The organism is Paenibacillus sp. J31TS4 (assembly GCF_018403265.1).
GTDB lineage: Bacteria > Bacillota > Bacilli > Paenibacillales > NBRC-103111 > J31TS4.
Genome location: NZ_BOSI01000001.1, coordinates 179,358 through 201,521 on the forward strand (window position 1 = coordinate 179,358; position 22,164 = coordinate 201,521).

A 22,164-nucleotide genomic window follows, 5' to 3' on the forward strand; every position below is an offset into this window, starting at 1 on the left:
CTGGTTCGCTCGCTTGCGGGCTGCAGGCCGGCTAGTACGGCGTGGAAGCGGGAGAGCGGTGGGAAAACCTTTTGTGTTCTATCCGCTCCAAGTGCTATAATGTAGGCTATGAGATTTGAAGAGGTGAGGGTTTCTTAATGGCAAAGATGAACGGCAAAGCCGAGAAGGATTACTCGCAATACTTCCAGCCCCCTTCTCTGGCCGATGCGAAGAAACGCGGCAAGGAAGAGATACAAGTCCATTATGAATTCGAGATTCCCCCGGAGATGCGCGGATTGGGCGAGGGGAAATTCTATATGATCCGGACGTACGGCTGCCAGATGAACGAGCATGATACGGAAACGATGAAGGGCATGCTTGAGATGATGGGCTACCGGGCGACGGAAGACAAGCAGCAGGCGGACGTTATCCTGCTCAATACGTGTGCCATCCGGGAGAATGCCGAGGACAAGGTATTCGGAGAGCTCGGGCATCTGAAGGCGTTGAAGGCGGAGCGTCCTTCTCTCGTTCTCGGCGTATGCGGCTGCATGTCGCAGGAGGAATCGGTCGTCCAGCGCATCTCCCAGAAGCATCCCTTCGTGGATCTGATCTTCGGCACGCACAACATCCACCGCCTGCCTCAGCTCTTGCAGGAGGCGTTCTTCAGCAAGGAGATGGTCGTCGAGGTATGGTCCAAGGAAGGCGACATCATCGAGAATCTGCCGAAGAAGCGGGAAGGAATGCGGGCATGGGTCAACATTATGTACGGCTGCGACAAGTTCTGTACGTACTGCATCGTGCCCTATACGCGTGGCAAGGAGCGCAGCCGGAGGCCGCAGGACGTGCTCGCGGAGGTCCGCGATCTGGCCAGACGCGGCTTCCAGGAGATTACGCTGCTCGGACAGAACGTCAATGCGTACGGCAAGGACTTTGAGGATCTGGACTACACGTTCGGCGATCTGATGGACGATATCAGCAAGATCGATGTTCCGCGCATCCGGTTCACCACGTCGCATCCGCGTGATTTTGACGATCGGCTGATCGAGGTGCTGAGCCGGAAGGGCAATCTGATGGAGCATATCCACCTGCCCGTCCAGTCGGGCAGCACCGAAGTACTGAAGCGGATGAGCCGGAAATATACGCGGGAGCGGTACCTGGAGCTTGTCGGCAAAATCAAGCGGGCAATCCCGGACGCCATCCTGACGACGGACATTATCGTCGGATTCCCTGGAGAGACCGAGGAGCAGTTCGAGGAGACGCTCTCGCTAGTCCGTGAGGTGCAATTCGACTCCGCTTTCACGTTTATCTATTCTCCAAGAGAAGGCACGCCTGCCGCCTCGATGGAGGACAACGTACCGGCCGAGGTCAAGCGCGACCGGCTGAGAAGGCTGAACGATGTCATGGCGGAGCTGAGCCGGCAAAGCAACGAGCGGATGCAAGGCCAGGTCGTGGACGTGCTCGTCGAGGGAGAAAGCAAGAACAACCCCGACGTGCTGTCCGCCCGAACGCGAACCAACAAGCTCGTCCACTTCCGCGGTTCGCGCGAGCTGATCGGCCGGATCGTGGATGTGAAGATTACCGAAACACAGACATGGCTTGTAAAAGGCGAGCTGGTCGAGCAGCCGGAAGGCGCAAAGCAGGCGATATAGCCGAATCCGGCAAGCAGCAAGTAGATAGATTCCCGTGAGGGATGACAACGATAGAGAGGTTGAAGAGAAGATGAGCCAAGAGATCGATCGGAACCAGGGGCAAGGAACGCAGGAACACGCGCACGACCATCATGGGCATGACCATCCTCATGGGTCGCCGTGCTCGACAATGGAGCACTACAACACCAAGGACCTGCTGGTCAGGGAAGATATTCTCAAGAAAGCGGAGGAGCTTGCCCAATTGCTCACCACTTCGGAGGAAGTGCAATTCTACAAGCGGGCGGAGCTTCAAATCAAAAGCAGCGAGCATGTGCAGAACCTGATCAAGCAGATTAAGAAAAAGCAGAAGGAAGCAGTCGCCTTCGAATCGTTCGACAATCCCGAGATGGTGAAAAAGATCGAAGCGGAGATCGAAGCGCTGCAAAACGAACTGGACAGCGTTCCGATCGTCAGCGAATTCCAACAGTCGCAATCGGATATTAACTACCTGCTGCAGCTCGTAATGGGCATCGTGAGAGACACGGTATCCGAGAAAATCGAGCTGGAATAGATGTCAGACGGAAGCGGTTCTCTCGGGAATCCCGTCCTGCCCGGTTGTGCTGGGCGGCGGGATTCTTTTTTATGCGAGCCGGCCGCAAGTTGAAGTGACCGATGAGGTTTGCCATAATGGGAAAAGGAAAAGGGGGAGCGGCATGGCACGACTAAAAATAGAGGAAGTCGCGAAACGAACCGGCCTGACGAAGCGGACGATTCGGTTCTATGAAGAGATTAACTTGATCCAGCCGCCGCAGCGCAGCGAAGGAGGGATCCGTCTGTATACGGAGGAAGATGTCGAGAAGCTGCAGCGGATCCTAGATGCCCGCAACGTGCTCGGCTATTCTCTCCAAGAGCTGCAGCAATATCTTGCGACGCGGGAGAGCGTACTTCGCTTTGAGAACGAGACCGCGGGAGAGGCCTCGTCGGAACGGGAGGCCGAAGCGCAGGAGTGGTTCGCCATGAAGCATGAGCTGGAGGAGCAGTTGGCGCTGATTGGGACCAAGCTGGAGAAGATGGAACGGTTCAAGCAGGAAATGACGGCACTGCTGCGTCGGCTGGAGGCTGCAATGGAGGCCAGCGGCGTGAAAGAGGAGCCCACGAGGAACCAACCGGAGAGACCGCAGGAGCAAACGGAATCGGCCGAATAACGCAGACATGTCCTCCATCACGGAGGACCCCTTGCTGCGAACCGCAGAAGCGCGGAAATCCGCCTTTTAATCAACCACCATTACTATATATGGTGTTAATTATTAATGATCTAAATAAATGATAAAGAGAACCTCTGCCGCCCGAAGGAAGCTGTCCTGTTGGCCGGTCTGCGCCCGGATGGCAGAGCCGTTCCTTTAGCGGGAAGCGAGTGACAATTGTTATGAGCGCCATGCAATACAAATTGAACGAGCATCCGAGAGGCACGGTTCTCTGGTTCTCTTCCCTGCAATGGTTTATCTTCATGATGGCGAACGTCATCACCGTACCGATCGTGCTGGGGCACGCGCTTGGACTGGGAGAAGTGGATACGGCACTCTACATGAGCCGAACTCTTCTCCTATGCGGGGCAATCGGCCTCTTACAAGTGCTGTTCGGGCACCGGTTTCCGATCATCGAGGGACCGGCAGGCATGTGGTGGGGCGTCATCGTCGTCCTGCTCGATATGCATTTGCGGGCGGGCGGGGACGCCCTGCTGCTGCTTAGAGAGCTGGAGATGGGGCTTGGCGTCGGCGCCCTGGTGTTTTTGCTGCTGGGCGTGTTCCGACTGCTACCGCACATCAAGTTCCTGTTCACGCCGATCGTGACCGGAGCCTTCTTGATTCTGCTGGCGATCCAGATGTCCAAATCGATTCTGTCTGGCGTGCTGGGGATCGGCTTCGAAGGCAGCACCGTCGTTGTCCCCAAAATTGCGTTGCTGTCTCTTCTGCTTATCGGCCTTACGGTCGGCTTAATGGTCAAGGGCCGGGGACTTATCAAAAGCATGGCCGTCCTCATCGGCCTGGCGGCAGGCTGGGGCGTCTACGCTGTGCTGGGGATGCTGCATATGCCCGAGGCGGCCGCTCCCGCCTTTGAGCTGCCGCAGCTGCTGCCGTTCGGACCCCCCGTCTGGAATACGGGCGTCGTCGTCACCTGCGTCCTGACGTCGGTCATCCTGCTGTCCAATCTGATCGCGAGCGTCCAGGTATTCGCCGAAGCGGCGGAGGAGCCGGCGCCCGGCAAGCTCTATTCGAGAGGCTCCGTCATGACGGGAGCAGGTACGCTTGCCGCGGGACTGTTCGGTACGGCACCGGCCGTTCCGTTGACCGCAGCCGCCAGCCTGGTTTCCCTGACCGGCATCGCCTCGCGGCTGCCCTTTCTTCTGGCATCGGCAGAAATGATGGTGCTCGGCTTATTCCCGGCTGTCGGCCAGCTGCTGAGCACCATTCCGCAGCCAGTCGGCTATGCGGTTCTCTTCACTGTGTTCGGCCAGCTCCTCGGCTTTGGGCTGAAGGATATCAAGCGGCTGGCGTTGACCCAGCGCGAGTTGTTCATCATAGGCTTTACTCTCCTAACGGGAGGCGGCCTGATGTTCCTGCCGAGCGAGGTTTGGGCCGAGCTGCCTTCGCTCGCCACCTATATCCTCGGCAATGGGCTGATTGTCGGCGTTGTTCTCGCTATCCTGCTGGAGCATGTCGTGTTCCGGGAAGCCAAGCAGTCACCCAGCTCTTCGGCAAGCCAGTCGGCAGAGGCAAACGAAAAGGAGGGCAGCTGAGATGGGACCTATCGACGACCATCTGAAGCAAGGATTGGAGATCCTGTTTATCGGCTACAACCCGAGCCTCCGCTCGGGAGAGGTCGGCCACCATTACGCGAACCCGCACAACCGGTTTTACCGCGTCCTGTATGCCGCCGGTTTGACCCCCCGGCTGTATGCACCGGAGGAGGACGCCTCCCTGCTGGAGCTCGGGTACGGCTTCACGAACATCGTCGTCCGGCCTACCCGGACGGCGGAGGAGCTGACCAAGGAAGACTATCAGACTGGGCGAGTCCTCCTGAAAGAAAAGCTCGAGATTTATCGGCCCCGCATCGCCTGCTTCGTCGGCAAAGGCGTCTACCAGCAGTACAGCGGGCGGAGCAAGCTGCCATGGGGCCGGCAGCGCGAGCCGTTGACACCGGACGTGCTGGAGTTCGTCGCTCCGTCTACGAGCGGGCTTGTGCGCATGAGCTTCGAGGAGATGACAGCGATTTTTGCGCAGCTGAACGAATGGAGAGGAAGAGGAAGAGAGGTGGAGCAGTCATGAAAATCGGCGTTCTGTCGGACACCCACATGCCTCGGTACGGAAGGACACTCCCCCGACCCGTCTATGAGGCGTTTGAGGGAGTAGATCTCATCCTGCACGCCGGCGATTGGCAGACGCTGGACGTCTATGACGAGCTGGCGGCGATCGCCCCGGTCGAGGGGGTAACGGGCAATACGGACGGCTGGGAGCTGTACGATCGCTTCGGGGCCAAGAAGCTGCTCGAGCTGGGCGGGTTCCGCATCGGTCTCGTGCATGGCCACGAAGGACGGGCCAGGACGACGGAAGGTCGAGCACAGGAAGCATTCCGGGACGAACAGCCCGATGCCATCGTGTTCGGGCATTCACACATTCCGATGAACCGGACAGAAGAGGGCATCCTGTTGTTCAATCCTGGCTCTCCGACGGACAAGCGCCGTCAGCCCCGTTATTCTTGCGGCATTTTGGAGCTGGGCACCGAACTGAAGGCGCGCCATATTTACTTCGACAAAGAAGAGAACTAAACCGCCTGGGGAAAAACGGAAGGAAATAATGCTTGCTTCATTCCCTTGTCCTGTTGTTAATATGAGGTAGGGCGCTTGAAAGCGCTACCGAAAACTATAGGACGAGGGGGAATCAACATGCAAACAGCGGATTGGATTGTCATGGGATTGTACCTGCTCCTGATGGTAGGCATTGGGGTCTGGTCGTTTCGCCAAATCGATGGGACCAAGGATTTCTTCGCCGCAGGCGGCCGCATGCCGTGGTGGCTGTCGGGCATTTCCCACCACATGTCGGGCTACAGTGCGGCGGTGTTCGTCGCTTATGCCGGTGTCGCCTATACATACGGGTTCACGCTGTACGTTTGGTGGGCCGTCCCGGTCTCGATCGCCGTCTTTCTGGGAGCGCTCTGGATCGCTCCTCGCTGGGCGCGGCTGCGCCAGAGGCTGAATATCGAATCGCCGCTGGAATATCTCAAAACCCGCTACAACACGCCGACCCAGCAGCTGCTGGCGTGGAGCGGCGTGCTGCTCAAGCTGTTCGACGTCGGCGCCAAATGGGCGTCCATCGCGGTCATTCTCAATGTCTTTGCCGGCGTATCGCTGACGACGGGCATCTTGGTCTCCGGTCTGATCTCGCTGTTCTACATTACTGTCGGCGGTCTGTGGGCGGATGCGCTCACGGACTTCGCCCAGTTCGTTGTCCAGCTGGTGGCGGGGCTTGTCATGTTCTTCATCGTGCTCGCCAAATTAGGCGGCGCGGGCGCCATTACCGGCATCTGGGACCAGCTGCCGCCGAGCCACAGCGAGCCGCTCGTCGGACCCTACACGCTCGGCTTTGTGCTCGCCTATCTACTCATCGACTTCCTGAGCTACAACGGCGGAACATGGAACCTGGCGCAGCGCTATATTGCTTCGCCAAACGGCAAGGATGCCCGCAAGGCGGCGATCCTCTCCGGTGTGCTCTTCCTGGTTTGGCCGCTGATTCTCTTCTTCCCGATGTGGGCGGCTCCGCTGCTGTACCCGAATCTGCAGGACCCTACGCAGTCGTACTCCATCATGGCGAGCGAGCTGCTGCCGCCGGGTCTCATCGGACTCGTGCTGGCCTCCATGTTCGCCCACACGATGGCGATGACGACGTCTGACGCCAACGCGATCACCGCGGTAGTGACCCGAGACATTCTTCCGGTGCTATCGGCCAAATTCCGGGATTTCGCCGGGAAAGCTTCGCTGCGCGCCGCCCGTACGACGACGGTCGTGTTCACCGTTCTGACGCTGCTAGTGGCGATCTACCAAAAGAGCTTCGGCGGCATCTTGAACCTGCTCATCGTCTGGTTCGGGGGACTGGTCGGCCCGATCTCGATCCCGATGCTGCTTGGCCTCTTGCCAGCCTTCCGGAACAGCAACTCGACGGCGGCCATCGTGAGCTGGGTCGGCGGCCTGCTGACCTTCGGCTTCGTCAAATACATCCTGACCGACGCCAGCACCGTGACGCTTGTTTCCTCACCGGTGCTCGTCTCGGCGGTGCTGTTCATCGGCATCGGGCTGATCAACCGCGGGATGGGCCGCAAGGTTGCAACCGAAGTCGACGAGCTGCTCGTTTCCTTAAACAAGGACGCCGAATAGGGGCCGGAGGATCGAACCGCCGACCATGCGGCAACTCCTGTCCCAAGCGTATTAGAACGAACCCGCACCATGTGTGCGGGGTTTGTTTGGTTATAGCGGTTGTTTCCCTTGTCGGCATAAGGTCACGAGTCTATGATGGAGGGCGTTTGGAAGCCAACCACTAGGAGGCAGGGAGCCGATGAATCGAGACAAGCTGAAGGAAATGGCCTATCACGCCATGGGCAAACGCAAAGCACATATCGACCGGGAACGGGGCTTCATCTACTACCACTGCGGACGAACGGCCAAGCTCGCCCTAACGCTTCGGGAATCGTTGTTCCCGGATATGGCGGACAAGGACGACGTCATCTTCGCGGGAGCGCTGTTCCATGATGTGGCCAAAGGAATCGAGCCCCACAATGAGAGGGGCGCCCTCCTCGTCGGCGACATGCTGAAGCACGAGGTCTCAAGCTCAGAGCTGGCGGACATCGTGGCGATCGTCCGCGGGCATAACAAGCGAAAGCCGGGGGACAACGGCATCCCTTACTTCATCAAGCTGGTGCAGGATGCGGACGTTCTCGATCATTTTGGGAGCGCGGAAGTGTGGCTGAAGGTGCAGTACAGCGCGACGCATGGCGAAACGATGCAGGAAGCAGCGGCTTTCTGGAACAGTGAAAGCTATGAGGCGGAAGTCCGGAGGTGGAGAGGGCTTCTGAACTATGAGCTGTCCCTCCGTCATTTCGACGAGAAGACCGCCTTCGTCAGCCAGTTCATTCACCGGTTCACACGCGAGGCGGAGGGGGAGCTCGTCCCTGTTGCCGGAAGCTGGGCGGGTCAGGCATAATGAGAGGGAACGCATTCGCATTAGCGAAGCCGACCATTCCCAAGTGAAGGAGAGGAAAGCCATGTATGACATCGCGATTGTAGGTGCCGGTCCGGCGGGAGGCAGTGCAGCGGTCTTCGCCGCCAAAGCGGGCAAGAAGACGCTCGTGTTCGACAGCGACCAAGGAGTGACCAAGAGAGCCTGGCTCGAGAACCATTACGGAGTGCTGGAAATCAGCGGTCCGGATCTGGTGGAGACTGGGAAGAAGCAGGCGTCCAAATTCGGCGCAGAGTTCGTAAGCGGGAAGGTGACGAACATTGCCAAAACGGACGAAGGCTTTAAGCTGGAGACCGACAGCGGCACCTATGAAGCCAAGCATGTGATTCTCGCCACCGGCATGCTGACCGATTTGGCCGAGACCGTCGGCGTTCAGACCAAGCCGGGTACCGAGCCGCGCGTGAAGACCATCCTCGAGACCGATGCGAACGGCAAAACGTCCGTGGAAGGCATCTGGGCCGCCGGGACGTGCGCAGGTGTCAGCATGCACACAATCGTTACGGCGGGAGACGGGGCGAAGGTCGCCATCAATGTCATCAGCGAGATGAACGGCGAGCGGTATGTCGACCACGATGTGCTGAAGCCGAAGGAATAGCTATCCAGCAGGGAATTCCCGAACAGATGGCTGCCGGACGGCCTTAGGGCGGCACGGAACCCGCATAAGCATACATAGAGCGGGCCGCTTGCCGGACTATTCAATGCCGGCAGGGCGGCTGCCGGAGGGGCTTACTCCCCGCCGGACGGGCTTCGCCGGAACGTTCAGCTGGACTGCAGGGAGGAATCCAACAAGTAAGCCCGGAATCGCCATTCGGCGGTTCCGGGCTTTTTGGAGCAGGGGGGACGGGGAGGAGAACGCTCATTGCGGCTATGGACGGGCGTCGAGTAGAATAAGGGCATCGACCCGGAAGGATGTGCGCTCCGACTTGAAGGAACTAACGCTCGTTTTGCTCGAACGCAACGCCCTGCTGCTGCTCGTGTTCTTTCTCCTGACGCGCATTCCGCTGTTCCGCAAGCTGATCGACCGGGAGCCGGACGGCAAGCACTGGATCCCGTTCTCGCTGTTGTTCGGGCTGTTCAGCGTGATGGGCACCTACGCGGGAGTGCGGATCGAGCAGGATCTAAGCCTGATGACCTCGTTTTGGATTCCGCATCTGCGCCCGGACGAGGCGATCGCCGGCTCCTCGCTCGTCGGGGTCATCATGGGCGGTCTGCTCGGCGGGCAGCGAGTCGGGATGCTCGCGGGATTGCTGTCCGGTGCGCATCTGCTAGCGTTGGGCGGGGCGACCGGAATTGCGGATGCGCTAACCGTCGTTCTCGTCGGCTGGCTCAGCGGCTGGATCACCAAACAAGTTCAACAGCCCAAGGTGCTGTCTCCCACGATCGCGTTCTACATCGGATTTTTCGCCGTCATTCTGCATTACAGTATCGTGCTCATCGTCTGCGGGCCGACGCCTTGGATCATCGCCTTCGTGGATACGGTCGGCATCCCGATGGTGCTGACGACGAGCGCTTCCGTCAGCATCTTCATGATGATGCTGTTGACTGCGCTGCGGGAAAAGGAAGCCGCGGCCGCCACGGAAACCGAGCGGGCGCTTCATATCGCCGAGCTGGCACTGCCTCACCTGAAGCAAGGGCTGTCGTTCGCGACGGCGGAAGCGACCGCCCAGCTGCTGAAACGGGAGCTGAAGGCGGCCGCCGTTGCAATCACTGACACGGAGCGGGTGCTGGCTTATGTCGGGACAGGCAGCTCCGCGCATGAACCGGGAGAGCCGATCGCGTCGCAGCTCTCTCTGCTGGCGCTTGAGAGCGGCCGGATGCAGATCGCTAGGCAGCCGGCGAAGCTCGATCCCCGCTACGCGAAGCTAGGTGCGGTGATCGTCGTTCCGTTTCAACAGGGGGGCCGCGTCGCGGGACTGATTCATCTCTATTTTCGCAGTCCGGAGCGTCTTCGCCGCATCGAGATCGTGCTGGCGGAAGGGCTTGGCAAGCTGATCTCGTATCAGCTGGAGGCGTCGCTGAGCGAACAGCTTGCCCGGCATATGAAGGAGAGCGAGCTGCGGATGCTGCAGGCGCAGATCAACCCGCACTTTTTGTTCAATACGCTGAATTCCATTGTTACCCTCATACGGACCGATCCCGATCTGGCCCGCCATGCAACCGTACAGCTCGCTACCTTCATGCGCCTCAGCCTGCAGCTTACGAACGCCAAGCTGGTGACGCTGCGGCAGGAGCTGGATCATCTGAAGGCGTATCTCGACATCATGCAAATCCGGTTCGCAGACCGGTTCACCGTCTCCCTCATGGCGGAAGAGGGCTTGGCGGGAGCCAGGCTGCCCCCAGCGACGTTCCAGCCATTGGTGGAGAACTGCATCCAGCACGGCCTCAAGGACAAGCAGGACGGCGGGTTCATTGCCATCTACGTGACGGAAGCGGAGGGTATGCTGAAGGCCACCATTGAAGACAACGGAACGGGCATTCCGGAAGCGGTACGGGCCGGTTTGGGGGACAAGCCCGTACAGGAAGGGAAAGGAACCGGGATTGGCGTCTACAACGTAAACCAGCGACTCCTGGCGCTGTTCGGTCCCGGAGCGGGGCTCGACATCGGCGAGAGACCGGGAGGGGGGACACGCATCCGTTTCGCGGTCCCGCTGCATTCATCGGAGGTGAAGGCGTGAAGAAGATCAAGGTAGCCGTGGCGGAGGACGAGAGACTGGCCCGGGAAGAGCTGGTCTATCTGCTAGAGCGGGAGACGGATGTCGAGCTGGTAGGGACGGCCGTTAACGGGAGAGAGCTGTTGGAGCTGGTAGAGGAAACCGCACCGGATGCCGTCTTCCTCGATATCCAGATGCCGGAGCTGGAGGGCATCCAGGCTGCCCGCATGCTGCAAGGAAGGGATCAGAAGCCTTTCCTGCTGTTCACGACGGCGCATGAGGAATATGCGGTCGAAGCTTTCGGTCTCCGGGCGTTGGATTACCTGCTCAAGCCGTACAGCCCGCAGAGGCTCAAGGAATCGCTGCAGAGGCTCAGGGAGGCGGTCGGTACGCGCAGAGGGGACGGGGCTGACGGGACTGCTCGCACGTTGGGAGCCGCTGTCTCCGGGTCGGTCGCGGCCGGCAGACTGCTGGTCGAGGACGGAGAGCGGATGGTCGTGCTGGAGACGAAGAATCTTCTCTATGCCGAGAAGGAGGAAAAGGCCCTCCGCCTCGTAACGGTGGAAGGGGACTATACCGTCCGGCTCACGCTGCAGGAGCTCGAAGACAAGCTGCGGGAACAGCCTTTCTTCCGCGTGCACCGCAGCTATCTCGTCAATCTCGATTATGTCCGCGAGCTCGTCCCCTGGCTGAACGGCGCGTATACGCTGCTGCTCAGAGGCAACGAGACGCAGGTGCCGGTCTCCCGGGATGCGGGCAAGGAGCTCATCCGGCTGCTAAAAGGGGGCTAACCAACGCCCACTCTTTCGCGTGTTTCAAAGCGCCGCTCCCATCTGCATTCCGTGTAACTGTTAAGCTGTTATCTATTAGCCGTGGCGGCGCGTCGTTAACCTGACCGCCGCAGCTTTGCTTCCACGGCCAAGCCGTAGAAGGCCATGACATACCAACCAATCAAGCCGCCTCTCCTACGGTTCAAGCTGCGATTCCGACAGTTCGCGTCAGCCTGCTTCACATAGGGCGGCATCCGGTTATAATAATTTTGTGAAGCGCTTTCATTACAGGCGCGATCAGATTGTTTCCTGATGGAGGGATAGGCCTTGGAGACCAAACCGGATTACTCCCGCATAGCGCAATCGGACAGCTTCAAACGATTCATGCAGGCAAAGAAGCGATTCTTGCTTCCGATGTCCATCTTCTTCCTCGTCTTCTATTTTGCGCTGCCCTTGCTCACCTCTTACACGACCGTGCTGAACAAACCAGCATTCGGTCCCATCTCGTGGGCGTGGGTGTTCGCCTTCGCACAGTTCATCATGACGTGGGCGCTCTGCGTGATTTATTCGCGTAAGTCGGCCCGGTTCGATGAGGAGATTGAACGGATGAAAGCAGAAGCGGGGAGGAGTGTAAGATGAATACGACCGCCTTTATCCTCTTTATCGCCATTGTCGGACTGACGCTCATCATTACCTTTTACGCATCCAAAAAAACGAATAACGCGAGCGAATTCTACACGGCGGGAGGAGGCCTCACCGGCTGGCAGAACGGGATGGCGATCGCCGGCGACTATATGTCCGCCGCCTCCTTCCTCGGAATCGCCGGCACGATTGCCCTCGCCGGCTTCGACGGGTTCTTCTACAGCATTGGCTTCCTCGTCGCTTATCTGGTCGTCCTGTATCTGGTGGCGGAGCCGCTCCGCAACCTCGGGAAGTATACGATGGCCGATATGATCGCCGCCCGGTTCGACCAGAAAAAAATCCGGGGCGTCGCGGCGCTGAACACCATCACTATCTCGACCTTTTACATGATCGCCCAGCTGGTAGGAGCCGGTGCGCTCATCAAGCTGCTGCTTGGACTGGACGCGTACACCTCGGTCCTTATCGTCGGTGTCCTGATGACCGTCTATGTCGTCTTCGGCGGCATGACGGCCACGAGCTGGGTGCAGATCACCAAGGCGATTTTGCTCATGGCCGGCACGTTCATCATCTCGATGATCGTCTTCGCCAAGTTCCACTTCAGCGTCACCGAGATGTTCGAGTATATGAAGACGGCGACACCGCTGAAGGAAGCGTTCCTAAACCCCGGCAACAAATACAAGGTGCCGCTTGACACTCTGTCGCTCAATCTGGCGCTTGTGCTCGGCACCGCGGGCCTGCCCCATATTCTGATCCGCTTCTTCACGGTCAAGGACGCGCCGACGGCACGCAGCTCGGTCGTCTATGCCACCTGGATCATCGGTATTTTCTACGTCATGACGGTCTTCCTCGGCTTCGGCGCTGCCGCGTTCGTCGGCACCGACAGCATCGTAGCGGCCGACAAGGGCGGGAATATGGCAGCCCCGCTGCTCGCCAAAGCGCTTGGCGGCGACTTCCTGTTCGCCTTCGTCTCGGCAGTGGCGTTCGCGACGATTCTCGCCGTCGTCACCGGGCTCGTACTGTCGGCCGCCTCTGCCTTCGCCCATGACTTCTACAGCCACATTATCCGCAAAGGGCAGGCGACCGAAAAAGAGCAGATGACCGCCGCCCGCTGGGCGTCTGTCGGCGTCTCGGTTCTTTCGATTCTCCTGTCGATGTTCGCCATGAAGCTGAACGTCGCCTTCCTCGTCTCCTTGGCCTTTGCCGTGGCGGCGAGCGCGAATCTCCCGGTGCTGCTGTTCACGATCTTCTGGAGACGGTTCAACACGGGCGGCGCCATCTCCGGTATGCTCACCGGCTTGATCAGCGCGCTCCTGCTCGTCGCGATTAGCCCGAGCGTCTGGGATCCCGCCGGCAAAGCTATCTTCGTTGGGGAGCCGCTCATATCGCTGACGAACCCGGGCATCATCTCGATTCCGCTTGGCTTCCTGGGAGCGATTGTCGGAACACTCCTCTCCGGCAAGAGCAGCCAAGCCAAGTTTGACGAGGTGCTGGTCAAGGCAAACACGGGCATGTAACCGGGAATGTCAAGAAGACGCTGCGCCGTCTAGGTAGCTCAAAAAGCGAAGCACTACCGCCAGGAGCGCTAACACCGCAGCAGTATTAACACCTAAGCGCTAACGTCGCTAACAGGGTGGCGGAACGTTTCGGCTTCGCAGAGCGTAGCCTCGCAAGCGAGACGGTTCCTGAATAGAAGCAAAAAGGCAGTCACTTAAGCGACTGCCTTTTTGCGTTGCCGAGGGGAGAGGGGAGAGCGGTAAGTCGGCCGTCCTTCCCTCTATCCCCTTTCTGATATATGCTTTGTTTATAAGAAAAAGCGAATGTTCATACGAATAGGAGGTCCCTTCCTCACATAACCTTAAAGAGAAAATCGACGAAAACGGCGAAAAATGGGCCGAAAAGACCTCTTATGGATCCACGTTCACAAATTCGTCGAACGTCGCTCAGTTGGTTGCTTATGCATATTCCTGTATACTAAAGGGGATGCTTGTGAAAAAGAGGGAGGGATACAACTTGTATGGATCATTTGATCTTTGAAGTCGGAACCGCCTTGGCTCTCATTGCCATCGCTTCAGTGATCGCCGGCAAGCTTAAGATCTCCATCATCCCGTTTTTGATTATTCTTGGTATGTTGGTCGGTCCCCATGCCCCTGCAATCGGCATTTTTGATTTCCGGTTCATTGAGAGCCAGGAGATCATAGGGTTTCTCGGCAGAATCGGGGTTCTGTTCCTGCTCTTCTATCTAGGATTGGAATTTTCCGTTTCGAAGCTGATCAAATCCGGACGGAACATCGTCTTTGGAGGAACTGTCTACGTCCTCATGAATTTCGCCGTCGGGTTCGTCTACGGAATCCTCGCTTCCTTTCCGATTTACGAAACACTTATTATTGCCGGTATGCTGTCGGTTTCTTCGACGGCTATCGTCGCCAAGACTCTCGTTGAGCTGAGGAGAACGGGCAACGCGGAGACGGAGCTCATTCTCGGCATGATTCTGTTCGACGATATCTTCCTGGCCGTCTTCCTCTCCGTCATGTCCGGCCTGCTGCTCGGGGGAGCCAGCTCGGTCGGCGGAATCCTTCTGTCGGTCGGCATTTCGATCGGCTACATGCTGCTTTTTTTTGTTATCGCTCGCAAGGGGCCGCCTGTGCTGAACCGGCTCCTGAATATTACCTCGAACGAAATCTTCATTATCGTCGTTTTCTCCGCACTCTTCTTCATCGCGGGCTTCTCGGAGAAGCTCCATGTAGCCGAGGCGATCGGAGCGCTGCTGTTCGGCCTTGCGTTATCCGAGACGGAGCACAGTAAGAGAATCGAGCATTTGGTTGTCCCGTTTCGGGATTTCTTCGGAGCGGTTTTCTTCTTCAGCTTCGGACTCGGCATCGATCCGCTCACGCTAGGTCATGCCGTATGGGTAGCGGCGGGCGCAGTCGTGCTGACCGTCCTTGCAAACGTCGTCTCCGGCATGATAGCAGGACGAAAGGCCGGGCTCTCCCACAAAGCTTCGTTAAATATCGGCCTGACTGTCATGGCCAGGGGGGAATTCAGCATCATCGTGGCGAATTTGGGTATAGCGGCAGGGCTTCTCCCGCAGCTGAAGCCGTTTTCGGCGCTCTATGTCTTGATCCTGGCTATACTCGGTCCGCTGCTGGCCAAGGAATCGAAGCTGATCTACCGCGGACTGAACCGGGTGTTCAAGTGGAGCCGGGTTCCAGAAAAAGCAGAATACTAACGGTTGCAACCGAAACGGAGGGGATGGCCTTATGGCAACGATTCGAGAAACCGATCTTCCGGGGATCGGCAGAAAATATCAAATGGATACGAGGGCAGGAGACAAGCTCGTCGTGGTGATTCACGACGACGGGCGGAGGGAGATCTATCATTTTGACGAGAACGACCCGGATGAGCCGATCTCGCAGGTTACGCTGGAAGATGAGGAGGCAAGGCAGATCGCGGGCATTCTCGGAGGGATGACTTACAAGCCCAAAGCTCTCGAGACGATCGAGGTGTCGCTGGACGAGCTCGTGATCGAGTGGTGCAGGGTGGAGCCGCATTCCCATGCCGCGAACCGCACGATCGAGGAGCTTCAAATCCGGCAAAAAAGCGGAGCTACCATTCTCGCTCTCGTCGAGAAGAACCGGCAGACCATCAATCCCGGTCCGCACGACCGGCTCGTTCCGCATATGACGCTAGTCGTGGCGGGAGAACGCAAGCAGATCCGCCAGTTGAAGGAACTGCTCGCGAACGGCTGACAGGAGGGGCATTCAGTTGCCCCTCCTGTTCTTGTTCTACCGGGCAACTAGCCTCGTTCGCCCAGCTCGACTACTTGTTCGAACAGCGTGAGGCGCTCCAGATCGACGTCCAACCGGCCGTACGCGTCGAGGAATTCGTCGCGATAGCGGTCGGTCTTGAGGTTGTAGGAGAGCGTCCAGATGCCGAGATACAGATCGTAATGCCGGTCCCCGACGCCACCGCTTCCGAGGTCAATGAACGCTTGGAACGCCCCGTTCTGCATAATTATGTTAGGCAGGCAATAATCGCCGTGCAGCACCACTTCATGAGAGGAACAAGGCTCGCCATCTCGGAACGAGGCGAGTCCAGTCTTCGCGTATGCTGCGGCAAGCAGCTCCTCGGTCCGGTTAGGGAAGGGGCAGCCTGCGGGTGAGAGAGAGTGAAGCCGCCGGAGCGACTCTCCGAAGGTGCGGGCCAAGCGGACGGGCTCGGCCAAATGCTCCGCGAAGGTCCCGTCTTCCCCCTGGACCGCTTCGGTCAACAGATAATCGGATTGACCGTCCGAAGCGTAGCCGAGGACGCGGGGAGCGAGGCGATGGCCGTGAAGGAACTCGGTCATCCGACTTTCTCTTTCAAGCATCCCCGCTTGCTGAATCTTTAGGTAAGCGTCCGTGCTGCCCTTCACGAGGTACGTGCGGGCATCCTCCGAGCAGCTGCTGTCATAAAATACGGCTTCCCGCAGGAATGACTGCAGGGAGGAAGGGACGGCGGACGTGTCAAAAGAGACAAGTGTTCTCTGCATAGTAGATCCTCCTGTCATGAGTTGCTCGGTTAATAATAGCATGCCGGCAAGCCTGCGAGCGGGATTTGTTGGATGAAAGCAATTTTGCCGGAGCCATCCGAAGCCAGACGGGGGTAGGTGCGGGCCGCTTCCAACCCTTCCTCGACTTTCTCTAAGCGCACGCGAAGAAGCTCCTGCCTGTCCGGGCAGGAGCTACAGTGCGAGGCGCGATGTGCCGAATGAGGCGGACCTCACATTGAAGTTATGTATCCTGCGATTGAAGCTGCTTGAGATGGTTGCGTCTCATGACGGGAAGTGCGACAGCGACGACAAACGCGGACAGCGGGAACCGTTCCTCCATCGCGAGCCATTCAAAGACCGAGACGGGCACGTAGATCGCGTAGACGAAGATCATGAGAAACAGGTAGATCCGTTTCCACCGCTTTTCTTTTGCGGACATGGGTCACCTCCGGATGGATTTGCTCCTATCTACCCAAAACGAACTTGCTTGAAACAGGGGAAGAGAACCCCGCGTTCATACTTTGCTCACGGGTTGTTTATCTTCCGTTCACTTTTCTAGACTAGAATGGGGAAGTAGAGTTCGTTAGGAGAGGGGCCTGATTCCATTATGATGAAATCCTACAGCAAATGGCTAATGAGGATTGCCGCTATCTATTCGCTCATCGGAGCGCTGATCGGCTCCGACATGGCCGGACGCAAAGATTATTCGATGATCCCGGCACACGCCCATATTCTGGTAGTCGGCTGGCTGACGTTGTTCGCTTACGGGCTGTTCTATTATGTCTTCAAAGATCTCAGCATGGTCAAGACAGCCAAGCTGCAGGCATGGACAGCCTTGATCGGTGGAGGTTTGATGCCGTTCGGCATGCTGCTTTACTACAAAATGCAAAACATGGGCACGCTGCTGGCCTTCATTCTGCCGGCGTGTGTGCTGCTGGCGGCCATCGTGCTGTTCCTAGCCTTACTGTTCTTCGATAAACAGCTGTTCGCCTCGACAGACAAGTAAAAAGCTGTACCCATGCAAAAGGGCCCGCCGATTTCGGCAGGGCCCTTTTGCATGGGTGCGGCTTGTCACGGTAGCGGCGACGGTACGGTCCGCCCGCTTCCGTGCCTCGCTTGCCAACGGCTCTAGCTGCCGGCCTGAACCGATTCCGCCGGCGATGCGGTGGCCCGGCCGTCATGCCGGACGGCGAGCAGGAAGCCGAGGGCGATCAGCATACTGCCGGAAGCGCACAGGAACAGCGTGCCGTAGCCGAATGTATCGACCAGCAGGCCGAGCAGAGGCGGCGAGGTGATGGCTGCCAGCGAGGAGACGAGATAATACAGCCCCGTCCGGGTGCCGATGCTGCTCTCCCGGCCGGTCGAGACGACGAACGGGTACGAATTGATATTAATGCAGGCCCAGAAGATCCCTCCGATGGCTAGCAGCGCCCGAAGAGGGAGGACGGAGCTTACGAGCGGAACGGCGGCAAACACGGCAAACAGTCCGGCGACGCCGATCAGGATCATTTTCTTCTTGCCGTACCGGTTGCCGAGCCAGCCGCTCGGGATGGCGAACAGAACGAAGAACAGCGAGAAGAAGGTTAGGGAGAAGGCGGAGACGCTTTCCTCCAGACCCAGGTGATGCTTGCCGTACAGCGTGAACAGCGATTCGATGCCCTGGTAAGCGACAAACCAGAAGAAGATGGCCGCCAGCAGCAGAACCGTCGTTTTGTCCAGTTCGCCGCGCAGCTTGATGCGGGGAGCGTCAGCGGCAACCGGCACGACGGGATCCCGGCGTTCCTTGATCGTCCGGATCAGGAGCAGCAGCGTCAGCAGAGTGACGACCGCCGCCGCAAGAAAAGGCAGAGATGGACTGGCCTTGTACAGAGAGGAGCCGACCCCGAATGCGAGAATGGCGCCGACGCCTCCCATGAAATTAATGATGCCGTTCGCTTTGGTCCGCCGGCTCTCGGGTGTCAGATCCGGCATGAGCGCGATGGTCGGGGAGCGGTACAGGCTCATCGCCAGGTTCATGAGGACCATGAACAGCAGAAGCGTTACCAGGCTTGTGTGGAGTGGGATTAGCGTCACGAATACCGCGGCGAGCGGCATCCCGATGATGAGATAAGGCATCCGCCGGCCGTACCGGGTCAGCGTCCGGTCGCTTCGGTTGCCGATCCATGGCTGCAGGAACAAAGCGAAATAGTTGTCGATCGTCATGACGAAGCCGATTAGCGCGGCGCTCTTGAGGTACGGATCGAGAAAGAACGGAACAAAGGCATTGTAAAGCGCCCAAGTCAGGCTAATGCTAAAGAATCCGAAGCCGAGCAGCCACGTCCGCTTCATGCGCGATTCCCCACCTTCTCGGCGAGCACTTCCGCCAGACGGTCCGGGTAATCCGTTATGATACCGGAGACGCCGGCGTCAAGCAGAACGCGCATCCGGTCGGGTTCGTTGACCGTGTACGGATAGTAGACAAGCCCCCGCTCCGCCGCTGCCTGCACCCATTCGGGCAGGACCGCGATATGGAAGGCATGTAGCGCATTCGCCCCGACGCTCGCCGCATAATCCCAAGGCCGGTACAGTCCTTCCGTATAGAGAATGCCGGTCCGGATTTCAGGGGCGAGCTGCTTGCATAGCGCGAGCGAGTAATGATTGAAGCTCGAGATCAGGACGCGGTCGGCCATGCCGTATTGGCGAGCCGCCGCTACGACGGCTTCCTCGATGCCGGGATAGAGCACGACGCCGTTTTTGAGCTCCAGGTTAATCTGTACCTCCGTATCCGCTACGAGCTCGAACAGATCTTCGAGAGCAGGGACGCGCTCGCCCTGAAACGCGGAATCGAACCAGCCGCCTGCGTCAAGACGCTTCAGCTCGTCGAACGTCACGTCCTTGACGAGCTGGGGCGAGCCGGTCGTCCGTTTCAGCGATTCGTCGTGCAGCAGCACGAGCCGTCCGTCTTCCGTCATGTGGACGTCGGTTTCGATGGCGTTCGCGCCGAGCTCAAGTGCCTTGCGGAATGCGGCCATGGTATTCTCCGGGCAGTACTTGGATGCCCCTCGATGTGCGATGATGAGAAAGGGATTCAACTGAAATAGCCTCCGTTTCGATAAGGTAAGAATGAAGATCGGTTTCATTATACGACAGAACGGGGGCGGGCAGGGGAGCGGTGTTGGAAAAAAATGAGGGACGAGCCGTTCCACGGGAGCGAGTTCTCTACTCGTAAAGATCATGCCCCCGGTACCCGTTGAACGCGGAGAAGAGTCCGCATAGACGCAGACGATCCGGATCGACCAGCTCTCTGCCGTAAGCATCCAGAAACCGGTCCGTCCACCGCAGGCTGCCCAGATTGAAATGGAGCGACCAAATGCCCCAGAACAGATCGTAATGGCGGTCGCCCGTCCCGCTGAAGCCGACGTCCACGAATCCGGTCGTCTCGAAGTCCCGGAGCATAACATTGGGGAGGCAGTAGTCGCCGTGAATGACGACAGGATCCTCCTGGGTGGTCAGGAAGAGGGAAAGAAGCTCGCAATAGGCCGCTTCCGGATCCGTATGGCCGCTATACCGAAGCAGCCCCTTGTCGTAACGGCCAGCCCGGTAATTCTCCGCGGCCCGCTGCATCATGGAGGCGAGGGAACGCGAACGGGGGATACCGGCAGTGGGCGTCAGGTGAAACCGGGCGAGGCTGGCGGCGAACACGTCGGTCAGCCGTTCGGGCTCGGCCAAGTAGCGGTCCGAAGCGGCATCTTCGCCCGGAACGCGCTCCAGCAGGAGGTAGTCAAACGCTCCCTCGGTGAAGTAGGCGAGCACGGCCGGGCAGAGGCCGAAACCAGACAAGTGAGCGGATAGGACCGCTTCCTCCTCGAGCTGGCCCTTCGGCGTTTTCTTCAGCACTCCCTCTCTCTGCGACGAATGAAGCAGGTAGACGGCGGCACGGTCCTTTTCTTTGATCGGCGTGATCAAAGCTCCATCCCAATCGGGGAGCAGCGCGGCGGGCAGGACGCGCGAGGCGGGAGACAACCCGATATCGTTCATGGGAATCCCATCCCTTTCTACGAGAATAGACTTTCCGGCAAGCACCTGCTCTTCACGCGGCGGAAACAAGTGGAGAGGGAACAGCAATCCGCATGCTTTGGCAGGAGAACCGTTCATCTGCCCGTAGCATACCAGAGTTTTCCAAAAGGTGGAACGCCTTTCTTCCTAGATATAAGCGCCGATTGAGTCGAGCGATTGAACCGCCGAGGGTCGTCCCGATTGTCGGCTTTCCCTTGATGCGTTTGAACGAATAACGTCTCGAGGAAGGCTGACTGCTCGTCAAGACTGCTCAACCTATGGTTGAGCGAGGATTCGATTCCTTTCCCCGAATGCGCGATGCCCATTTGACGCCCTGTGCCTTACAATAACAGATAGATCGTATCCGAGGAGGATGGTAGGGCATGGAAGCAGGCGGATTGAAGGAGCAGATTCTACGCTCGCGCAAGCAAAAGGGACTGACGCAGGAACGGCTCGCCGAGCGGCTCGGCGTGACGTACCAGGCGGTCAGCAAGTGGGAGAACGGGCAGTCCATGCCGGATGTGACGCTGCTCCCGCTTCTCGCCGACACGCTCGGCATGACCATGGACGAGCTGTTCGGCATACGCCGAGAGGAGAGCATGCTTCGCGACGGCTTACTCGCCGAGTACTTGTTCGAGGGGGACGCAAGGGACACAAGCGGCAATGGCTATACGGCCCGCGTCGTCGGAGCCCGGCTTTGCCCGGACCGATTCGGACGAGCGGACAGTGCTTATGCGTTCAACGGCCGGGACGAATATCTAGTGATGGATCCGGCTCCGCTGCTCGGCGACGACGGCTTCTCGCTTTCCGTCTGGTGCCGATACGAATCGGGGACGCCCGAACAGGGCTGGCACTCGGCTATCGTCTCGCAGGACGGCCATCATAAGCGCCGTGTGTTTCAGCTGAGCACCTATGACCGAAGCGTCGTTTTCCACCGGTTTTTGACGGAGCCGGATTTGGTTGCAGCGGATCCAATAGAGCCGGGCGTATGGTGCCATTACGCGGTCAGCTATGAGAAAGGAAGCTTCCGCTTCTACCGGAACGGCCAGTTCGTGCACGAGGTGCCCGGAACGCTGCGTCCGAATGCGGAAGAGCCGCTTTATATAGGCCGTAAGGCGACGGACGAACCGTATTTTTTCTTCCGCGGCAGCATCGATGACCTGCGTTTGTACGGCAGGGCGCTGTCGGAGGCGGAGATCTCGTCGCTGTTCCGGGAAAACGGCTGGGTGCCGGCTCGGGAGCCGCGAAAGGAGCGCGCCGAAGAGACGGTCCTGCCGGTGCTGGATCGTCTAGAGCATATTAGGATTGGTGTGGGTAAGGAGGCGCTACCAGAGGCGGTTGCGTGGTATGTGAACACGCTCGGGTTCCATCTTCATGTCGAGGAGCCCGAACAGTTTTATCTGCTAACACTGTACAATGGCCCCAGCCTCATGCTTCTCGGCGTATCGGAGGAGGACGCCGACGTGCATCGTTCCGCGCCGTTCGTATACAAGACGAAGCGTCCCGTCTCCGAGCTGAGGCTACTACTGGAGACAGCGGGCGCCCGGCAGCTGTCGGTTCATGAGGAAGCCTTCGCCACCTTTGTCTGCTTCCGCGACCCGTTCGGATATGCCTGGATGCTGGAACGGGACCGTCGGGGATGAG

The 22,164-nt window shown here is 58.7% G+C and carries 23 protein-coding genes; 17 read left to right on the plus strand and 6 right to left on the minus strand.

Annotated elements, in window-relative coordinates; genetic code table 11:
• Nucleotides 1-146: 146 nt before the first annotated feature.
• The 15 genes from miaB to KJS47_RS00950 all read left to right on the plus strand — a co-directional run bounded on the left by miaB (nucleotide 147) and on the right by KJS47_RS00950 (nucleotide 15,703).
• Nucleotides 147-1,628: a tRNA (N6-isopentenyl adenosine(37)-C2)-methylthiotransferase MiaB gene (gene miaB / locus KJS47_RS00880; RefSeq protein ID WP_213524900.1), complete on the plus strand. Its 1,482-nt coding sequence runs from the start codon at nucleotides 147-149 to the stop codon at nucleotides 1,626-1,628.
• Between the two features lie 169 nt (nucleotides 1,629-1,797).
• The gene (locus KJS47_RS00885) at nucleotides 1,798-2,178 is read left to right on the plus strand and encodes a YlbF/YmcA family competence regulator (RefSeq protein ID WP_213524901.1); all 381 of its coding nucleotides are present in this window, start codon (nucleotides 1,798-1,800) and stop codon (nucleotides 2,176-2,178) included.
• A 142-nt stretch (nucleotides 2,179-2,320) separates the two neighbouring features.
• Nucleotides 2,321-2,812: a MerR family transcriptional regulator gene (locus KJS47_RS00890; RefSeq protein ID WP_213521967.1), complete on the plus strand. Its 492-nt coding sequence runs from the start codon at nucleotides 2,321-2,323 to the stop codon at nucleotides 2,810-2,812.
• 221 nt (nucleotides 2,813-3,033) lie between these two features.
• Nucleotides 3,034-4,404 (plus strand): purine/pyrimidine permease, encoded by a 1,371-nt coding sequence (locus KJS47_RS00895; protein WP_213521969.1) that lies wholly within the window; start codon nucleotides 3,034-3,036, stop codon nucleotides 4,402-4,404.
• 1 nt (nucleotide 4,405) lies between these two features.
• Nucleotides 4,406-4,933 (plus strand): mismatch-specific DNA-glycosylase, encoded by a 528-nt coding sequence (locus KJS47_RS00900; RefSeq protein WP_213521971.1) that lies wholly within the window; start codon nucleotides 4,406-4,408, stop codon nucleotides 4,931-4,933.
• Nucleotides 4,930-5,433 (plus strand): metallophosphoesterase family protein, encoded by a 504-nt coding sequence (locus KJS47_RS00905; RefSeq protein WP_213521973.1) that lies wholly within the window; start codon nucleotides 4,930-4,932, stop codon nucleotides 5,431-5,433. Before KJS47_RS00900 ends, KJS47_RS00905 begins: the two co-directional genes overlap by 4 nt.
• A gap of 117 nt (nucleotides 5,434-5,550) precedes the next feature.
• Entirely contained in the window at nucleotides 5,551-7,035 is a 1,485-nt protein-coding gene (locus KJS47_RS00910) for a sodium:solute symporter family protein (RefSeq protein ID WP_213521975.1), read from the plus strand.
• Nucleotides 7,036-7,213: 178 nt separating this feature from the next.
• Nucleotides 7,214-7,858: an HD domain-containing protein gene (locus KJS47_RS00915; protein ID WP_213521977.1), complete on the plus strand. Its 645-nt coding sequence runs from the start codon at nucleotides 7,214-7,216 to the stop codon at nucleotides 7,856-7,858.
• Nucleotides 7,859-7,919: 61 nt separating this feature from the next.
• The gene (locus KJS47_RS00920; RefSeq protein ID WP_213521979.1) at nucleotides 7,920-8,489 is read left to right on the plus strand and encodes an FAD-dependent oxidoreductase; all 570 of its coding nucleotides are present in this window, start codon (nucleotides 7,920-7,922) and stop codon (nucleotides 8,487-8,489) included.
• 328 nt (nucleotides 8,490-8,817) lie between these two features.
• Nucleotides 8,818-10,569 (plus strand): LytS/YhcK type 5TM receptor domain-containing protein, encoded by a 1,752-nt coding sequence (locus KJS47_RS00925; protein ID WP_213521980.1) that lies wholly within the window; start codon nucleotides 8,818-8,820, stop codon nucleotides 10,567-10,569.
• Nucleotides 10,566-11,336, plus strand: coding sequence for a LytR/AlgR family response regulator transcription factor (locus tag KJS47_RS00930; protein ID WP_213521981.1), 771 nt, complete (start codon nucleotides 10,566-10,568; stop codon nucleotides 11,334-11,336). The genes KJS47_RS00925 and KJS47_RS00930 overlap by 4 nt, the downstream gene beginning before the upstream one ends.
• Nucleotides 11,337-11,642: 306 nt before the next feature.
• On the plus strand, nucleotides 11,643-11,954 hold the full coding sequence (locus tag KJS47_RS00935; RefSeq protein ID WP_283772044.1) for a DUF485 domain-containing protein: 312 nt from the start codon (nucleotides 11,643-11,645) through the stop codon (nucleotides 11,952-11,954).
• Nucleotides 11,951-13,471, plus strand: a complete 1,521-nt coding sequence (locus KJS47_RS00940; protein ID WP_213521982.1) for a solute symporter family protein — start codon at nucleotides 11,951-11,953, stop codon at nucleotides 13,469-13,471. Before KJS47_RS00935 ends, KJS47_RS00940 begins: the two co-directional genes overlap by 4 nt.
• Nucleotides 13,472-13,971: 500 nt before the next feature.
• Complete coding sequence (locus tag KJS47_RS00945; RefSeq protein WP_213521983.1) at nucleotides 13,972-15,183, plus strand: cation:proton antiporter; 1,212 nt, start codon at nucleotides 13,972-13,974, stop codon at nucleotides 15,181-15,183.
• Between the two features lie 31 nt (nucleotides 15,184-15,214).
• On the plus strand, nucleotides 15,215-15,703 hold the full coding sequence (locus KJS47_RS00950; RefSeq protein WP_213521984.1) for a cation:proton antiporter regulatory subunit: 489 nt from the start codon (nucleotides 15,215-15,217) through the stop codon (nucleotides 15,701-15,703).
• Nucleotides 15,704-15,750: 47 nt separating this feature from the next.
• Here KJS47_RS00950 and KJS47_RS00955 read toward each other — a convergent pair whose 3' ends face one another.
• The 3 genes from KJS47_RS00955 to KJS47_RS00960 form a co-directional block, all read right to left on the minus strand.
• The gene (locus tag KJS47_RS00955; RefSeq protein ID WP_213521985.1) at nucleotides 15,751-16,485 is read right to left on the minus strand and encodes an aminoglycoside 3'-phosphotransferase; all 735 of its coding nucleotides are present in this window, start codon (nucleotides 16,483-16,485) and stop codon (nucleotides 15,751-15,753) included.
• Between the two features lie 29 nt (nucleotides 16,486-16,514).
• On the minus strand, nucleotides 16,515-16,646 hold the full coding sequence (locus KJS47_RS24210; protein ID WP_283772045.1) for a hypothetical protein: 132 nt from the start codon (nucleotides 16,644-16,646) through the stop codon (nucleotides 16,515-16,517).
• An 80-nt stretch (nucleotides 16,647-16,726) separates the two neighbouring features.
• Complete coding sequence (locus KJS47_RS00960) at nucleotides 16,727-16,924, minus strand: hypothetical protein (RefSeq protein WP_213521987.1); 198 nt, start codon at nucleotides 16,922-16,924, stop codon at nucleotides 16,727-16,729.
• Between the two features lie 168 nt (nucleotides 16,925-17,092).
• Here KJS47_RS00960 and KJS47_RS00965 point away from each other — a divergent pair, with 168 nt between their 5' ends.
• Nucleotides 17,093-17,491 carry a hypothetical protein gene (locus tag KJS47_RS00965; RefSeq protein WP_249716021.1) on the plus strand — a complete coding sequence of 133 codons (399 nt, stop codon included), beginning with the start codon at nucleotides 17,093-17,095 and terminating at the stop codon, nucleotides 17,489-17,491.
• A gap of 122 nt (nucleotides 17,492-17,613) precedes the next feature.
• On the opposite strand, the gene KJS47_RS00970 is transcribed toward KJS47_RS00965, so the two are convergent.
• The 3 genes from KJS47_RS00970 to KJS47_RS00980 form a co-directional block, all read right to left on the minus strand.
• Entirely contained in the window at nucleotides 17,614-18,813 is a 1,200-nt protein-coding gene (locus KJS47_RS00970) for an SLC45 family MFS transporter (protein ID WP_213521989.1), read from the minus strand.
• The gene (locus KJS47_RS00975; RefSeq protein WP_249716023.1) at nucleotides 18,810-19,556 is read right to left on the minus strand and encodes a glycerophosphodiester phosphodiesterase; all 747 of its coding nucleotides are present in this window, start codon (nucleotides 19,554-19,556) and stop codon (nucleotides 18,810-18,812) included. The genes KJS47_RS00970 and KJS47_RS00975 overlap by 4 nt, the downstream gene beginning before the upstream one ends.
• Nucleotides 19,557-19,683: 127 nt before the next feature.
• On the minus strand, nucleotides 19,684-20,502 hold the full coding sequence (locus KJS47_RS00980; protein ID WP_213521993.1) for an aminoglycoside 3'-phosphotransferase: 819 nt from the start codon (nucleotides 20,500-20,502) through the stop codon (nucleotides 19,684-19,686).
• A 401-nt stretch (nucleotides 20,503-20,903) separates the two neighbouring features.
• On the opposite strand from KJS47_RS00980, the gene KJS47_RS00985 reads away from it, so the two are divergent.
• On the plus strand, nucleotides 20,904-22,163 hold the full coding sequence (locus tag KJS47_RS00985; RefSeq protein ID WP_213521995.1) for a LamG-like jellyroll fold domain-containing protein: 1,260 nt from the start codon (nucleotides 20,904-20,906) through the stop codon (nucleotides 22,161-22,163).
• Nucleotide 22,164: the final 1 nt, after the last annotated feature.

Coding starts and splice junctions, on each gene's coding strand:
- KJS47_RS00905 (WP_213521973.1), top strand. CDS start 4,930: ATGAAAATCGGCGTTCTGTCGGACACCCACATGCCTCGGTACGGAAGG.
- KJS47_RS00915 (WP_213521977.1), top strand. CDS start 7,214: ATGAATCGAGACAAGCTGAAGGAAATGGCCTATCACGCCATGGGCAAA.
- KJS47_RS00890 (WP_213521967.1), top strand. CDS start 2,321: ATGGCACGACTAAAAATAGAGGAAGTCGCGAAACGAACCGGCCTGACG.
- KJS47_RS00970 (WP_213521989.1), bottom strand. CDS start 18,813: ATGAAGCGGACGTGGCTGCTCGGCTTCGGATTCTTTAGCATTAGCCTG.
- KJS47_RS00965 (WP_249716021.1), top strand. CDS start 17,093: ATGATGAAATCCTACAGCAAATGGCTAATGAGGATTGCCGCTATCTAT.
- KJS47_RS00960 (WP_213521987.1), bottom strand. CDS start 16,924: ATGTCCGCAAAAGAAAAGCGGTGGAAACGGATCTACCTGTTTCTCATG.
- KJS47_RS00910 (WP_213521975.1), top strand. CDS start 5,551: ATGCAAACAGCGGATTGGATTGTCATGGGATTGTACCTGCTCCTGATG.
- miaB (WP_213524900.1), top strand. CDS start 147: ATGAACGGCAAAGCCGAGAAGGATTACTCGCAATACTTCCAGCCCCCT.
- KJS47_RS00920 (WP_213521979.1), top strand. CDS start 7,920: ATGTATGACATCGCGATTGTAGGTGCCGGTCCGGCGGGAGGCAGTGCA.
- KJS47_RS00895 (WP_213521969.1), top strand. CDS start 3,034: ATGAGCGCCATGCAATACAAATTGAACGAGCATCCGAGAGGCACGGTT.
- KJS47_RS00940 (WP_213521982.1), top strand. CDS start 11,951: ATGAATACGACCGCCTTTATCCTCTTTATCGCCATTGTCGGACTGACG.
- KJS47_RS00950 (WP_213521984.1), top strand. CDS start 15,215: ATGGCAACGATTCGAGAAACCGATCTTCCGGGGATCGGCAGAAAATAT.
- KJS47_RS00955 (WP_213521985.1), bottom strand. CDS start 16,485: ATGCAGAGAACACTTGTCTCTTTTGACACGTCCGCCGTCCCTTCCTCC.
- KJS47_RS00900 (WP_213521971.1), top strand. CDS start 4,406: ATGGGACCTATCGACGACCATCTGAAGCAAGGATTGGAGATCCTGTTT.
- KJS47_RS00945 (WP_213521983.1), top strand. CDS start 13,972: ATGGATCATTTGATCTTTGAAGTCGGAACCGCCTTGGCTCTCATTGCC.
- KJS47_RS00985 (WP_213521995.1), top strand. CDS start 20,904: ATGGAAGCAGGCGGATTGAAGGAGCAGATTCTACGCTCGCGCAAGCAA.
- KJS47_RS00885 (WP_213524901.1), top strand. CDS start 1,798: ATGGAGCACTACAACACCAAGGACCTGCTGGTCAGGGAAGATATTCTC.
- KJS47_RS00980 (WP_213521993.1), bottom strand. CDS start 20,502: ATGAACGATATCGGGTTGTCTCCCGCCTCGCGCGTCCTGCCCGCCGCG.